The organism is Tautonia plasticadhaerens (genome assembly GCF_007752535.1).
GTDB lineage: Bacteria > Planctomycetota > Planctomycetia > Isosphaerales > Isosphaeraceae > Tautonia > Tautonia plasticadhaerens.
Genome location: NZ_CP036426.1, coordinates 2,297,499 through 2,310,268, shown reverse-complemented (window position 1 = coordinate 2,310,268; position 12,770 = coordinate 2,297,499). Strand labels below are relative to the sequence as shown.

At 72.6% G+C, this 12,770-nt stretch carries 17 protein-coding genes; 9 read left to right on the top strand and 8 right to left on the bottom strand.

What is annotated here, in order from left to right:
• Window positions 1–6 precede the first annotated feature (6 nt).
• From ElP_RS08865 to ElP_RS08855, 3 genes are all read right to left on the bottom strand, one after another.
• Window positions 7–618 carry an HAD hydrolase-like protein gene (locus ElP_RS08865; RefSeq protein WP_145268462.1) on the bottom strand — a complete coding sequence of 204 codons (612 nt, stop codon included), beginning with the start codon at window positions 616–618 and terminating at the stop codon, window positions 7–9.
• A gap of 65 nt (window positions 619–683) precedes the next feature.
• Entirely contained in the window at window positions 684–1,550 is an 867-nt protein-coding gene (locus ElP_RS08860; protein ID WP_145268460.1) for an HD domain-containing protein, read from the bottom strand.
• A gap of 207 nt (window positions 1,551–1,757) precedes the next feature.
• The gene (locus ElP_RS08855) at window positions 1,758–2,378 is read right to left on the bottom strand and encodes a cysteine hydrolase family protein (RefSeq protein WP_197446829.1); all 621 of its coding nucleotides are present in this window, start codon (window positions 2,376–2,378) and stop codon (window positions 1,758–1,760) included.
• A 1,287-nt stretch (window positions 2,379–3,665) separates the two neighbouring features.
• On the opposite strand from ElP_RS08855, the gene ElP_RS08850 reads away from it, so the two are divergent.
• The 6 genes from ElP_RS08850 to ElP_RS08825 all read left to right on the top strand — a co-directional run bounded on the left by ElP_RS08850 (window position 3,666) and on the right by ElP_RS08825 (window position 6,823).
• The gene (locus ElP_RS08850; protein WP_145268456.1) at window positions 3,666–3,893 is read left to right on the top strand and encodes a hypothetical protein; all 228 of its coding nucleotides are present in this window, start codon (window positions 3,666–3,668) and stop codon (window positions 3,891–3,893) included.
• A 399-nt stretch (window positions 3,894–4,292) separates the two neighbouring features.
• Window positions 4,293–4,496: a hypothetical protein gene (locus ElP_RS08845; protein ID WP_145268454.1), complete on the top strand. Its 204-nt coding sequence runs from the start codon at window positions 4,293–4,295 to the stop codon at window positions 4,494–4,496.
• 66 nt (window positions 4,497–4,562) lie between these two features.
• A complete protein-coding gene (locus ElP_RS08840) occupies window positions 4,563–5,426 on the top strand; it encodes a hypothetical protein (RefSeq protein WP_145268452.1) in 864 nt (287 codons plus the stop codon).
• Between the two features lie 116 nt (window positions 5,427–5,542).
• Entirely contained in the window at window positions 5,543–5,956 is a 414-nt protein-coding gene (locus ElP_RS08835; protein WP_145268449.1) for a hypothetical protein, read from the top strand.
• Window positions 5,957–5,994: 38 nt separating this feature from the next.
• Window positions 5,995–6,360 (top strand): cupin domain-containing protein, encoded by a 366-nt coding sequence (locus ElP_RS08830; protein WP_145268447.1) that lies wholly within the window; start codon window positions 5,995–5,997, stop codon window positions 6,358–6,360.
• A 7-nt stretch (window positions 6,361–6,367) separates the two neighbouring features.
• A complete protein-coding gene (locus tag ElP_RS08825; RefSeq protein WP_145268445.1) occupies window positions 6,368–6,823 on the top strand; it encodes a hypothetical protein in 456 nt (151 codons plus the stop codon).
• A gap of 16 nt (window positions 6,824–6,839) precedes the next feature.
• Here ElP_RS08825 and ElP_RS08820 read toward each other — a convergent pair whose 3' ends face one another.
• The 3 genes from ElP_RS08820 to ElP_RS08810 form a co-directional block, all read right to left on the bottom strand.
• Complete coding sequence (locus ElP_RS08820; RefSeq protein ID WP_145268443.1) at window positions 6,840–7,640, bottom strand: hypothetical protein; 801 nt, start codon at window positions 7,638–7,640, stop codon at window positions 6,840–6,842.
• A 120-nt stretch (window positions 7,641–7,760) separates the two neighbouring features.
• On the bottom strand, window positions 7,761–8,486 hold the full coding sequence (locus tag ElP_RS08815) for a carboxypeptidase regulatory-like domain-containing protein (protein WP_145268441.1): 726 nt from the start codon (window positions 8,484–8,486) through the stop codon (window positions 7,761–7,763).
• Window positions 8,487–8,517: 31 nt separating this feature from the next.
• On the bottom strand, window positions 8,518–9,033 hold the full coding sequence (locus ElP_RS08810; protein WP_145268439.1) for a TspO/MBR family protein: 516 nt from the start codon (window positions 9,031–9,033) through the stop codon (window positions 8,518–8,520).
• Between the two features lie 184 nt (window positions 9,034–9,217).
• On the opposite strand from ElP_RS08810, the gene ElP_RS08805 reads away from it, so the two are divergent.
• A complete protein-coding gene (locus tag ElP_RS08805) occupies window positions 9,218–9,946 on the top strand; it encodes a phosphatase PAP2 family protein (protein WP_197446828.1) in 729 nt (242 codons plus the stop codon).
• A gap of 101 nt (window positions 9,947–10,047) precedes the next feature.
• On the opposite strand, the gene ElP_RS08800 is transcribed toward ElP_RS08805, so the two are convergent.
• Both ElP_RS08800 and ElP_RS08795 read right to left on the bottom strand, forming a co-directional pair.
• Entirely contained in the window at window positions 10,048–10,428 is a 381-nt protein-coding gene (locus ElP_RS08800) for a hypothetical protein (protein ID WP_145268437.1), read from the bottom strand.
• A 191-nt stretch (window positions 10,429–10,619) separates the two neighbouring features.
• Entirely contained in the window at window positions 10,620–11,015 is a 396-nt protein-coding gene (locus tag ElP_RS08795; RefSeq protein ID WP_145268435.1) for a response regulator, read from the bottom strand.
• A gap of 667 nt (window positions 11,016–11,682) precedes the next feature.
• Here ElP_RS08795 and ElP_RS08790 point away from each other — a divergent pair.
• Together ElP_RS08790 and ElP_RS08785 are read left to right on the top strand one after the other, a co-directional pair.
• Window positions 11,683–12,264: an ECF-type sigma factor gene (locus ElP_RS08790; RefSeq protein WP_145278322.1), complete on the top strand. Its 582-nt coding sequence runs from the start codon at window positions 11,683–11,685 to the stop codon at window positions 12,262–12,264.
• Between the two features lie 192 nt (window positions 12,265–12,456).
• Window positions 12,457–12,696, top strand: coding sequence for a hypothetical protein (locus tag ElP_RS08785; RefSeq protein WP_145268433.1), 240 nt, complete (start codon window positions 12,457–12,459; stop codon window positions 12,694–12,696).
• Window positions 12,697–12,770: the final 74 nt, after the last annotated feature.

Below are 12,770 nucleotides of genomic sequence, written 5' to 3'. Positions count from 1 at the left end.
GTCCGGTCAGCAGTCGATCCCGTGGCCCTTCAGGAACGCCCGCATCGGCTCGACCCCGGTGAACTGCACCGCCTGGAACCCGGAGGCGACGGCGGCCTCGACGTTCAGGGGGCGGTCGTCGATGAAGTAGGCGCGCGTCCGGGAGCAGCTGGCGATCCCCAGGGCGGAGGAATAGATCTCCTCGTCCGGCTTCACCAGGCCGAGGTAGCAGGAGGTCAAGAACCCCCGGAAGATGTGGTTGAGCTTGAAGGTCCGGACGCGGTGCTCGTGCAGCTCCCGGGATTCGTTGTTGAGCGTGAACAGGTAGCAGGTGTCCCGGGAGGCCAGGTCCCGGACCCAGTCGAGCGAATCCTGCAGGGGCTGCGACTGGTCGTACATGAACTCCTGGAACTCGTCCATGGTGAAGGATCGCTGGCGGTGGAAGACCGTCCGGTGCAGGTAGGTCGCCAGGGTGATCCGGCCGGTCTCCAGCGCCGTCTTGGACATCTCGTGGCGGGTCTGGAATTCCTGGTAGTCGATCCCGAACCGCTCGGCGGCCTTCTTCCGGCAGGGGGTGTCCCAGCCGTTGGTCAGCAGCACGCCGCCGACGTCGAAGAAGAGGGTGGGCTTGTCGGTCATGGCAGGTGGCCTCGATCCGGGGGATGTTGAATCGGCCGGGGACGCGACCGAACGACGGGAACCGATCAGTCGGGCCCGGTCGACCCGGGGTCGTCCCCGTCGTCGAGGTAGGATTCGTCCTCCAGGCCCCTGAGGTGGGCGATCGCCTCGGCGACGGTGGGCACCGGGGCCCCGGGGACCCGGCCCTCCCGGTCGAGTCGGCCGAGCAACAGGAGGTCCTCGATGGCCTGGTCGTCGGCCTCGACGCCGGGGACTCGGCGGGCCCTGCCGGCGGGCGCGGCGTCGACGGCGGCCCGGGCCTCCCGGTGATGGGCGATCAGCCATCGTGTCCGCTCGGGGATCGCCCCGTCGAGCGACTCCAGGCCGGCGGCGATGTGGTCGGCCGGGTCGATCGCCTTGCCGACGTCGTGCAGCAGGGCCGCCAGCAGGAACTCCTCGTCGAAGGGGCGTTCGAGCCGGGCGAGCTCGAAGACCTGGAGGCTGTGGAAGAGGGCGTCCCCCTCCGGGTGGGAGCGGGCCCCCTGCTTCACGGCCTCCAGGGGTTCGAGGCGGATCCGGTAGAGTTCGAAGCGGTCGAGCACCTCGGCGAGCCTCGGGGCCGGGGCGCCGGGCTCGGGTTCGGGCGAGGCGGGGGGGGGCGAAGGGCCGTCGGCATCGGCCGCCGCGCGGTCCCGGGCCAGGGCGACGACGGCCTGGCGGACCTCGTGGTCGGAGGGGAGGTCGCCGGGGCGGACGCGGCGGCCGAGCACGGCGGCGGCCTTCCGCTTGGCGGCGTAGTACTCGGCCTCCGAGGCGTCGGCGAGCGGCCCGGGGCCGGGCTCGGGGGCGAGCCGGGGGTAGAGCCGCCGGGCCGCCTCCTGGGCGATCTGGAGCCGGAGCCGGTCGTCGGCCCGGGGGGCCTGCTGGCGACGCTTGTACTTGTCCGGTCGCATGGGGGTCTCGGTGTCGCCGGCGACGGTCGGGGCGGGTCGGGCGGGGTCCTCCCCGATCGACCCGTCACCCGGGAGGGGAAGGCCGGCGGGCCCTCCGGGATCGTCTTGGAGTTGGAGTCCCTCGGGCGGGCCCCGGACCGACTCGGCTTCGATGCGATTCGAGTCGGTCCGGAGACCGCCCGGCCTTGGGAGCCGGACGGCTCGGGGTCAGCCCTGGGGGCCGCAGATGGCGTCGGTCGTGGTCCGCTCGGCGCCGACCTTTTCGAATTCGTCCAGGGCGCCGGGCAGGGTGGCCGGCTCGACCGCGGCGACGGCGTCGGTGACGACCCGCACCCGATGGCCCCGCTCCCGGAGCCCTCGGACGGCGCAGCCGACGCAGTAGTCGGTGGCGACGCCGTAGACGACGAAGGTGGTGGGCCCGGACTTGGAGTAGAAGGAGACGACGCGGTCGGCCTCGGGGTGGCTGAACAGGTCGTACTTCCGCTTCTGGAGCGTCAGGTGCGAGGGGACGGTCTCCCCGCCGTGCGGCGGCTCGAAGGCGCCATCCGGGGCCAGCACGAGGCTGCCGGGCCATCGGGTCTCCTCGATCCGCTCGGCCCCCTTGGAGTCGACGAGGCAGTGGGGCGGGAAGGGCTCGGGGTCGGGCTGGTCCGGCTCGTGGGAGCAGGCGGTGGCCAGCACCGGGATGTCCCGATCCCGGGCGAAGGTGGTCAGCCTCGCCAGGTTGGGCCGGATCTCCTCCGAGGCCGAGAGGTGGAGGCTGCCTCGGGGGTCGAGGAAGTCACGCTGGGTATCGATGTCGACGAAGACCACGGGGCCAGCCGGCATGAGGATCTCCCTGAGGGGGCCCTCCCCCATCGGCTCGGGGAGGAGTTCCGAATTGTCACTCGTCGTCGGTCCGATCGGGGATCGGGGCCGGCGTGCCGATCGGGGCGCCAGCATACCAGAGAACCGCCCCGGCGCCGATTCTGGGGTAGGGCCGACCCCGGCCGGCCAACCTCGCCTCGCCCGCCCTCTGACGTCGCACCCGGGGCGACCTCTCGGGTTCGGTGCGCCCCACCCATCCGACCCGGGACGAGGGTCGGTTCGGGGTCGGTGCGCCCGCCGTGCGCCGGTGAAAATTTGCGGTACATCTTTTGTGGTAGCGAGTTGTGAGATTCGAAATGGGTTCGCTCCGCGCGGCGCACCGGCCGCCGATCCGCAACCGGGCGGCAGGCCAGGTCCCGGGCCGGGCCCGGGACCCTGGCGCAACCAGGCGGGAGACCCGGGACCGGGCCGGGCCTGGCCCCTCGGCGTCGGCCGGGGGCGTCGGCGACGGGCCCGGGCGCGGCCGGTTCGGGGCCGGTGCGCCTCCGGTGCGCCCGCGGCATTTTGTGTAATTCATCTTCAGGAAAGCGTTTGCGGGAACTGAAATGGCTTCGCTCCGTCGAGGCGCACCGGCATCCGCCCGGCCTGCCGGGTGGGCTCGGGTGCCCGGCCGAGACGCGACCCGGCCGGGACGGGATCGGAGTCGGGGAGGGCCTCGGGCTCACGACGCCGATCCCGACGCCGGGGCCGGGCCGCCCGGGGTCGGAACGGTGGAAGGGGGTGGGGGCCCGCCGGCCGGGAGTTCGGACAAGTCCGGTCGGCCTCGCCCGCTCGAAGGCGACCCGGGCGGAGGGACGGTCGGGAGCGTCCGGTCGGCCCGGCGATCGGGCCCGGGTTCGGGACGGACCGGGGGCGCGGTTCGGGTCGCGTCGGGCCGGGCGGCGGGTCGGCAGGGAGGCGGCACCGGGAGGGCTCCGCGCAGGCAGGGACGGCGAGGCCGGCGCCCCGGCCCCTCTCCCATAATAATCGTGGGGAAGGCCGATTCCAGTCATCGAATCCGAGTCCGGCGATGGGACGGGGAGGATCGGGCCCGGCCGCCCGCATCGAGGCGCGAGGCGGGATGTCACCGGTCCGATGCTGGCCGGGCGTCGGCGAGGCCGGTACAATGCTCACGACCGGAATCGGATCGGATCGGAAACGGAATCGGATGGGACTCCGAGCCCCGGGGCGAGGTCGGGCCGAGCATCGGATCGGCCTCCGCGACCCGCCCCGGCGCCGCACTGAATCGCACCGACGGAGCGTGCCGCCATGTCGAAGCTTCGACTGCTCAAGACCGGCCACGGCGACCTCTGCCTCGCCGAGTGGGACGTCGCCCAGCCCGGCACCGTCGGCGAGGCCGAGCGGGCCTTCGCCGAGCACTTCACCCCCGGCCGCCTCGCCTTCCGCCTCGACGGCCCCGGCCGGACGAAGCCGATCCGGGAGTTCGACGCGACGGCGCCCGAGATCCTGCTCGTGCCGGCGATCCAGGGGGGGTAAACCGGAGTCGGATGGCGAAGTGGAAGAACGGAGAAGCTGATCTTCGATGGGCGATGGAACCGCCGGGCGATGGTCGATCAACGGGGGGCTTCGGCTGCCGATCGCTGGGGAAGTTCCATGGAGGTTCGTTAACTACCACGACCCTGAGACCGACCTCCCACACATCTACGGTCACGGAGTCACGGAAGCGGAGGTGGAGTGGGTCCTGGCCCGGGCGGACGAGGACGGGCCCTCCGCGGGAGGATCGAGGCAGGCACTGGGCCGGACCGATTCCGGGCGTCATCTCCGGGTGATCTACGTCCCCGACGAGATCGGTGACGGGATCTTCGTCGTGACGGCATATCCGCTGGCCGGTCGGTCGCTCCAGGCGTTTCGTCGGCGACGAAGGAGGCGAAGGCGATGAGCGAACAGCGGTTCCCCAAGGGTTGGGACGATCGACGCGTCCAACGGCTGATCGCCGAGTTGGATTCCCAGACCGACGACGAGTGGGCCGCGGCCGACGAGGAGGCGGCGACCGAGGGCGAACAACAGGCCGTCGTCACGGTCCCGGCCGCTCTCCTGCCGGAAGTCCGTCGCTTGCTGGCCACCCATAAGCCTACCTAATCGGCGTTCGGACATCCCGAAATCGGCCGAGACGGCCTTAATCACAGGGATTTCAGTCGAAACCCCATGATCCGCACCGGGTACCTCCGCTGGGAGATCGAGGCGGCCGACGGCCGGAGCGAGGCCGATCGGCGGGCGCACGAGGTCGTCCTCCGGGCGAGGCCGACGTATCGGACCGTCCGCATCCAGGGGGCGATGCAGGAGGAGGCGGCCGAGCGCTTCGTGAGGGGGGAGGCGGCCTATGCGGCCGTCTTGCAGGCGGTCGAGCGGCCGGGGGCCGAGGTGGAGGTCCGGGTCCCGGACGTCGGGCCGCACGTCTTCCGGTATACCAGCAGCGACCGCGAGAAGAATCTCGGCTTCTGGGTCGCGAAGCTCCATCGCGAGGTCGAGGCGTTCGCCCACGAGGTCGTCCGGGTGGCCGGGGGGTTCCCGAGGCTGGTCATCGCCAACCCGGCCCTGAGGGCGGGATACGCGAAGCTCGTCGAGCACGAGACCTTCCGGGTGATCGAGGGGAAGAGCGTCCCCGAGCCCACCAGGGAGGACGAGGCGATGATCCTGGACGCCGCCGCCTTCGCCCAGGGGGTGCCGGAGCTGGTGGCGGCGCAACTGGTGAGGGACGTGGTCGAGCCCCGGGAGTTCGACGAGTTCAGCCGGGACGACCGGATCACGATCCGCAACGGCACGCGGATCTTCCGGATCTCCCGGAAGCCCCACGCCCTGATCGAGGTCTGGAAGGCCGACACCTACACCGGCGAGGCGAGGCTCTGCGTCGTCTTCCAGGATCCGGGGATGCCCCCCTCCGACGAGGTCGTGATGAAGTACCTGCTGGCCAAGCACCAGCCGGACCTGCTCTGGAAGGTCGGCGTGCGGTTCCCGGCGCCGACCGGGAGGTTCGACGCCCCGGTCCCGAGGCGATGGCATCCGGCCTGAGGAATTCCGCAACGGGTGCGGGCAGGATCTTCCATGTTGCCATCATTCGTGTCACGATTGATTCGATGCGTTGATGTGGCCGTTGGGGGTGGGATCCTGGTGGAGCGTCGAGCCCGATGATCGAGAATCCGTATGCGGCCCCGGCGTCGGCGGTGCGGCCCTCGGAGGCCGTGGGCGTCAAGAGCGGGAGCAGGGCGGACGTGCGGAGCGTCGCCGTCTACCAGAAGGGGATCCTCGTCTGCATCCTGGTCAACCTGGCGGCGATCGCCGGGATGTTCGTCGTCCCCCCGCCGGTGGCCTTGATCCTATTTGCCGTGATGCTCGTGAGCATGCTGGCGGCGTTCGTGTTCGTGGTCCTGCTGGCGATGAAGGTCTACAATGCGGCGATGGGGATCATCCTGGGCATCGGCTCCCTGCTGCCGTTCATCAGCCTGATCGTGCTGCTGATGGTCAACGGGAAGGCGAACCGGATCCTCCGGGAGAACGGCCACAGGGTGGGCCTGCTGGGGGCCGACCTCTCCAAGTTCTGATCCCCTCGACCGACGGCGACCCCGGAGCGAGCGACCCCATGCCGACCCTCATCCCCGCCCCGACCCGCATCGAGGCCGCCGGAAACAAACCGAAGCGGATCGACGAGTACGTCGGCCGGGTGAACAGCGAGACGGAGGGGGTGAGCGTCGCCCACATGCGGAGCCCCTCGGGCTGGGTCGAGCCGGGACAGACGCCGGAGTTCGACGAGGTGACTGTGGTGCTCCGGGGGATGATCCGCGTCGAGCACCGTGAGGGGACGCTCGACGTGGAGGCCGGGCAGGCGGTGATGACCACCAAGGGGGAGTGGGTCCGCTACAGCACGCCGGGCCCGGAGGGGGCCGAGTACATTGCCGTCTGCCTGCCGGCGTTCTCGCCGGGGACGGTCCACCGGGACCTGGGGTGACCGGGTCGTGGCCCTGCTGGCCGTCGACACCGGGTTGAGGACCGGCCTCGCGCTGTTCGGCGGGGACGGGCGGCTGGTCTGGTATCGGTCGCAGCACTTCGGCAGCCGATCGGCCCTGAAGCGGGGGGCGTCCGGGATCTTCGAGGCCATCCCCGAGCTTCGGCGTATCGTCCTCGAAGGCGGCGGGCCGATCGCGGAGGTCTGGCGGAGGGAGGCGGGGCGGAGGGGGATCGCCTCCCGGGTGATCGGCGCCGAGGTCTGGCGGGAGGCGCTGGGTGCATTCGGCGACCGGGGCCGGCCGAAGCGGGAGGCCGACGCGATCGCCCGGAGGGTGATCGACTGGTCCGGGGCCCCGAGGCCGACCTCGCTCCGGCATGACGCGGCTGAGGCGATCCTGATCGGCCTCTGGGGGGTGATCGACGCCGGCTGGCTGGAGGAGCCGCCTCCCGGGATGATCGGGTGACCGACCGCGCGACCGATCAGTCGGGGATGACCGGGGCGGGGGGGATCTCGGCGGGGGGCTCGACGGTGACGGGGGTGGGCTCCGGTGCGGGGACCCGGGAAGGGGCCGGGACCGGCGTCGGGCCCGAGGTCCGACGGTCGATCCGGTCGACCGCCTCGGCCAGGCGGTCGAGGTCCTGCTGCATCGCCTCGATACGGGCGGGGTCGGCCGGGGTCTGCGGCCCGACGTGCAGGTCGGGCCAGGAGACGACCGGCTTGCCGTCCCCCCGGAGGGCCCGGGCGACGACCCGGGCGTCGTCGGGGGAGGCGACCCGGATCTCGATCCGATCGGCCTGCAACGCACCGGCCTGGACCTGGCCGGAGGCGTCTCCGCTGTCGTGCCGGAGGTCGAGCGGGCCGCCGTCGGCGGCGGAGATGCGGATCGAGCCGTGCCAGGCCGGCTCGCCGAGGGCCGAGGCCGGGACCACGGCGTCGAGCGTGCCGGGGATGACGGCCGGGGCCGGTGCGGCCGGCTCGGGGGCGGTCGGGTCCGGCTGATCGAGGGCGTCTCGGAGGGCACGGAGGCGTCGGAGCCCGGCCTCGGCCGCGCCGAGCTTCTCCCGGGAGGCGGCGATCTCCCGGGTGGTCGCGTCGATCATTTCCTGGAGATTGGCGATCGCCTCGTCGACCTCCCGGCGCTGCGTGTCCTCGAAGGCCCGGAGCTCGGCGTGGACGTCGATCGGCTCGCCGTCGGCGAGGGCCGCGGGCGGGGAGCGGAGGATGGCGGTCAGGGTCAGGGCCATCAACAGGGCGAGGCGGGTCCGGGCGGTCGTCGTCATGACGGGCCTCCTCCGGGGTCGATCCATCGACGGGCTGGGGGACTCGGCCCGACCCGGGGCCGGGCCGGTGCGGGGACCTTACGGCGTCGGGCCGGTCCTGTCGAGGTCGGATGGGGAGGCTCAGGGCCGTCCCGGGGGTCGGAGATCCCCGGCGTGGAAGTCGACGAGGACTTCCGTCCGGTCCCCGGCCCGGATGTCGACCGGGACCCGCCTCCTGAGGCCGCCGTCGGGGTGGTGGACGACGAGGTCGTAGCGACCGGGGGGCGCGGGGGGCAGCTCGAATCGGCCGAGCCGGTCGGTGACGGCGTGGTAGGGATGGTCGAGGACGAAGACCCAGGCCGACATCGCCGCGTGCACCGGGCAGCCGATCGCCACCGGCCCTCGGGAGGCGTCGAAGCAGTGGACGTACTCGTCCCCCGGCTGCCGGGTGACGCTGAACCGGTTGCGATCGGATCTGGCGGAGGCCGTGACGCCGTGGTTGGCGACGTCGTTGTTGAGGAACGCGACCGGCCGACCGGCCCGGACCGTGAGGACGTGGGGCACGAACTCGAACTGGATCTGGTCGACGACCACCGGTCCCTGCTCCTCGTCGAGCGGGGCCGTGGCGTCGTCGGGGACTCCGTCGAGCCAGACGGCCGCCTCCCGGAGGCCCTTCACGTCGGGATCGACCTCGATGGGCTGGCGACGGGTGCCGGCCTCGGAGTTGAGCACCGGGGGGAGCAACGGGCCGTCGTAGGTGACCCGGCCGGAGACGACCCCGAGGCCAGGAGGCGGGGTGGTCGTCTCGGTGCCGTCGTCGCTCGCCGGGGTGAGGGTTAATAGCCAGGCGAGAAGGGCGGAGGTCATGGGCAACGTCCGTTCGGGGGCCGTGGGCGGTTCAGGGGGCGTTGAGCCGCCAGAGGGCGAAGTTCAGCGCGGTGGCGAAGGTCACCCAGAGCAGGTAGGGGGCCATGAGCCAACCGGCGAGGGGCCGGACCCGGGCGAAGGCGACGAGCGTCGCCAGGATGGCGAGCCAGAGGGCGGCGATCTCCAGCAGGGCGAGGTCGGGCCTCCTCAGGCCGAAGAACAGCCCGGACCAGGCGACGTTCAGCACCAGTTGCAGGCCGAAGAGGAGCAGGGCGCCCCGGGCCCCGGCCCATCCCGATCGCCTCCAGGCGAGCCAGGCGGCCACGGCCATGCTCGCGTAGAGGAGGGTCCAGACGGGGCCGAAGACGGCGCCTGGCGGGTTCCACGACGGCTTGCGCAACGAGTCGTACCACGCCCCCAGGCCTCGTGCCGTCAGCCACCCGCCGACCCCGGCCGCCGAGAAGCAGAGGGCCAGGAAGCCGACCAGGGCGAGGAGGTCCCGGCCCGGCGATCCCGGGGGAGAGGCCGACGCCTCGGGGGTGGTCATGGTGAGGGGAGGGTCTCCGGGGCGGGTCCATCGGGGAGCGACGCGGACCATCGTCGGGGGGCCAGGGAGGGGCCGTCAAGGGTCGAGCAGGGCGGGGCGCGCCACTTGCCGGGGTCGGGGAGGACCGGGTCCAATCGCAGGAGAGCGTTGTCGACCCGGGTGATCGGCGGAGGAGGGACGAGCGGTGCGTGATCGGTTCTTGACCCTGGCCCGGCGGGCGAGGGACGCGGTCGGCGGGATCGACCTGGTGGTGATGCTGTCGATCCTGGCGGTCGTCGGCGGCGCCTGGGGCTTCCTGGAGATCGCCGACGAGGTGTCGGAAGGGGACACCGTCAAGCTGGACGAGCGGATCCTGATGGCCTTGAGGAGCCCGGACGACCCCTCGGACCCGATCGGCGGGCCGGTGGTCGAGGAACTGGTCCGGGACCTGACGGCGATGGGGGGCGTGGCGATCATCGGCCTGGTGACGGCCTCGACCGTCGGCTTCCTGCTGATGGACCGCAAGTACCACGCGGCGGCGCTGGTGCTGGCGGCGACGGTGGGGGGGCAGCTGGTCAGCTCGACGCTCAAGGGGCTCTACGACCGGCCCCGGCCCTCCGTGGTGCCGCACCTGATGCACGCCTCCCAGGCGAGCTTCCCCAGCGGGCACTCCCTGCTGGCGGCGGTCACCTACCTGACGCTCGGCGCGCTGCTGGCCCGGCTGGTCGAGCGGCCTGCCTTGAAGCTCTACATCGTGGCGGTGGCGGCCTCGATCACGGCGCTCGTCGGCCTCAGCCGGATCTACCTGGGCGTGCATTACCCGACCGACGTGCTCGCCGGCTGGTGCGCGGGGATGGCCTGGGCGATCCTCTGCTGGGAGGCGGCCCGGTGGCTCCAGCGGAGGGGGATGGTCGAGGCCTCGATCGAGGCGTGAACCCCGACGGGGCCCGGTCGGGACCCACGGACGCCCGAGCCCCTCGACGTCGTGGGGGCTCGGGCGTCGGGCTTGCCCCGGTCAGCTCGAGGCGGGCCGGGTCAGGCGGTGGGCAGGTGCGAGGTGCCGGCCTTGGTGAGCAGGTATCGGGCGTTGCCGGTCTCCTTGTTCTTGGCCCCCTTCTTGAGCAGCTTGCGGGTGACGAGGGCGTCGATGCTGCGCTGCTCGTTCTTGTTCCGGGGCTCGTAGCCGGCCTCGCCGGCGGCGGCGATGGCCTGGAGGAACTTGACCTGGTTGTCGGTGAGCTTGACGGGGGCGGCCTTCTTGGCGGCGGGCTTGGCGGGGGAGGTCTTCGAGGCGCCGTCGGCCTTGGCGGCGGCGGCGGCCGTGTTCCTGGTCGCGCGCTTCGGTGCGTCAACCGTGGTCTTCTCGGCGGCCGGCTTCCTGGCCTTGGGGGTGTCACCCTTCTTGGTCGTGGCCATCGCTGGTTCAGGGCCTCGGGGGGGAGGTGTCTCGGGACCGGCCGGCGCACAATCGCCGCACCTGCTGGAGAGTTCATAGGGCCTGATATTCGCCGCGTCAAGATCGAGTCAAGCTTCGTCGCGTCGGGCGTGCGGGACGCGTCGGTCGGGTGGAGTTTGTCGGGCACCGGGGAGGCCGCCCGGGCCGGGGATCACCGGGGCCGGGGGCCGTCGGCGGGGCGTCGGGGCACGAGCCGGAGGGCCGGTCCCAGGAGGCGTCCCAGCTCCGACTTGATCAGCAGGTCGAGGGCCCCGGCGGCGAGGGCCGCCTCGCGGTACTCGGGCAGGTCGTGGACGGTGGTCAGGATGACGGTCGGCGCGTCGGAGGCGGCGGAGTGCCTCCGGGAGGCCTCCAGGCCGTCCATCCCGGGCATGGCCAGGTCGATCAGGACGAGATCGGGCCTGAGCCGGCCCGAGGCCTCCAGGGCCTCCACCCCGGAGGCCGCCCGAGCGACGACCTGCACCCCGGGGAGCCCGACCAGCAGTCGAGCCATGCTCCGGAGCATCACGGGGCTGTCGTCCACGACGATGACGCGAAGTGGGTCCATCACACGTCCTGCCTGCCCTGTCGGGGTGATCCGGGGTTCGGGGGGAGGCCGACCGGGGTCGTCGGGCCGAGGCCCGGTCGGGGAGGCCGACGGCCCGGGCGCCTCGGCCCCGGCCGGGTGGCCCCGGGGCCGCCGGGGAGTCGAGGAGGTGGGGGGCCCCTCGGCTTCGAGGCGCCGACCTTCCCGTCGGCCGGGCGGCGTCGACCGGCATCTTCGGTGGCACACCCGTCGTGACACCCACTGTCCTCCCCGGGGGGCGGCGGTCGTTCGGGCCGGCCGACCGGGGGCCGGCCGGCCGCCTCCACTCCCCCAGACATCGTCCGATGCCCAGGGCTCCCGGTCCCTCGGGGATCTCACGGAGGGGGTGTCGGGTTTCTCCCCGACCCCGGGCCATCCCCCACGGCCTCCGAGGCCCCGAGGGCCGGGGCCCGACGGTGTGCCCGATCGGCCCTGTGGGGCCGGCGGATCGAGGAAAGCAAGCCGGATTACATGACGCAGCACGAGCGGACTTCCTTGCCGTCCCGGGTAAGGCTGCCTCCACACCCATCCGTCGGATAACCTTAAGCAGACATCACCCGTCCCGGGGACCGGGCTTCGTCGCGGCCCGGGTGATGGGCCTCGGCGGCTCATCGAGGCGCGGGGGATGGGTTGCGGGCGGCACCAGGCGATGGACGACGTCACGCGCATCCTCTCGGCGATCGAGCGAGGCGACCCGGAGGCGGCCGAGCTGCTCCTGCCGCTGGTCTACGACGAGCTGCGCCGCCTGGCCGCCCGGGAGCTCGGCCGAGAACTCCCCGGCCAGACGCTCGAGGCGACCGCCCTGGTCCATGAGGCCTATCTCCGGCTCGTGGGTCCCTCGGGCGGCGGTCGTTGGGAGAACCGCGGCCATTTCTTCGCCGCCGCGGCCGAGGCGATGCGCCGCATCCTCGTGGAGGCGGCCAGGCGCAAGGCGAGCCTGAAGCGCGGCGGAGGCCTCGACCGGGTCGATCGCGACCCCGCGGACGTGGCTGCCCCGGGTCGGCCCGAGGAGTTGCTCGCCGTGGACGAGGCGCTGGGCCTGCTGGCCGAGGCCGACCCCCAGGCCGCCGAACTGGTCAAGCTCCGCTACTTCGCCGGCCTCTCGATGGCCGACGCGGCCTCGGTCCTGGGCCTCTCGACCCGGTCCGCCGAGCGGACCTGGGCCTATGCCCGTGCCTGGCTGCGACGGGCCATCGAAGGGACCGGCGGCCCGGGCGGGGGCGCTCCCTGAAGAAAAGTTGGCGGTCGTCGCCCGCGATTCTCGCATGGGGATGTCGGCAGGCCGATCGTTCGACCCTTCGACCGGGGTGGTCGGCCCGACCGCCGTCCCCGAGAACCGGACGAGGGACCGATCATGCGCCCGATCCTCCGCATACCCCCGGCCCGCCCAGGTCGCCCTGCCCCCACCCGGACGACCCGTTTCATGCCGGGGATGCAGGAGTCCAGCGACTTGATGGCCGTCGTCCCGGCCGTCACAGCCGTGCCGCCGAGTTCGCTGGCGGGGCCGGACTCCGTGAACATCCTTTTCCCGGTCTTCGAGCCGGCCGGAGGGGTTGAGTCGGGACCCAAGGCGGCACCCGTCGGCATCCTCTTCCCCGTCCTTGAGCCGGTCGGCGACGCCAACCCCTGCTTCTCGATGGCCGTCCAGGCCGCCTCGGGCTGATCTCCGGGCCCCGGGGCCTACGGGGCATCGAGCCCCCATCGGCCCCGATCGGGCCGACGCCGATCGACCGCCGC

Coding starts and splice junctions, on each gene's coding strand:
- ElP_RS08865 (WP_145268462.1), bottom strand. CDS start 618: ATGACCGACAAGCCCACCCTCTTCTTCGACGTCGGCGGCGTGCTGCTG.
- ElP_RS08860 (WP_145268460.1), bottom strand. CDS start 1,550: ATGCGACCGGACAAGTACAAGCGTCGCCAGCAGGCCCCCCGGGCCGAC.
- ElP_RS08855 (WP_197446829.1), bottom strand. CDS start 2,378: ATGCCGGCTGGCCCCGTGGTCTTCGTCGACATCGATACCCAGCGTGAC.
- ElP_RS08850 (WP_145268456.1), top strand. CDS start 3,666: ATGTCGAAGCTTCGACTGCTCAAGACCGGCCACGGCGACCTCTGCCTC.
- ElP_RS08845 (WP_145268454.1), top strand. CDS start 4,293: ATGAGCGAACAGCGGTTCCCCAAGGGTTGGGACGATCGACGCGTCCAA.
- ElP_RS08840 (WP_145268452.1), top strand. CDS start 4,563: ATGATCCGCACCGGGTACCTCCGCTGGGAGATCGAGGCGGCCGACGGC.
- ElP_RS08835 (WP_145268449.1), top strand. CDS start 5,543: ATGATCGAGAATCCGTATGCGGCCCCGGCGTCGGCGGTGCGGCCCTCG.
- ElP_RS08830 (WP_145268447.1), top strand. CDS start 5,995: ATGCCGACCCTCATCCCCGCCCCGACCCGCATCGAGGCCGCCGGAAAC.
- ElP_RS08820 (WP_145268443.1), bottom strand. CDS start 7,640: ATGACGACGACCGCCCGGACCCGCCTCGCCCTGTTGATGGCCCTGACC.
- ElP_RS08815 (WP_145268441.1), bottom strand. CDS start 8,486: ATGACCTCCGCCCTTCTCGCCTGGCTATTAACCCTCACCCCGGCGAGC.
- ElP_RS08810 (WP_145268439.1), bottom strand. CDS start 9,033: ATGACCACCCCCGAGGCGTCGGCCTCTCCCCCGGGATCGCCGGGCCGG.
- ElP_RS08800 (WP_145268437.1), bottom strand. CDS start 10,428: ATGGCCACGACCAAGAAGGGTGACACCCCCAAGGCCAGGAAGCCGGCC.
- ElP_RS08795 (WP_145268435.1), bottom strand. CDS start 11,015: ATGGACCCACTTCGCGTCATCGTCGTGGACGACAGCCCCGTGATGCTC.
- ElP_RS08790 (WP_145278322.1), top strand. CDS start 11,683: ATGGACGACGTCACGCGCATCCTCTCGGCGATCGAGCGAGGCGACCCG.
- ElP_RS08785 (WP_145268433.1), top strand. CDS start 12,457: ATGCCGGGGATGCAGGAGTCCAGCGACTTGATGGCCGTCGTCCCGGCC.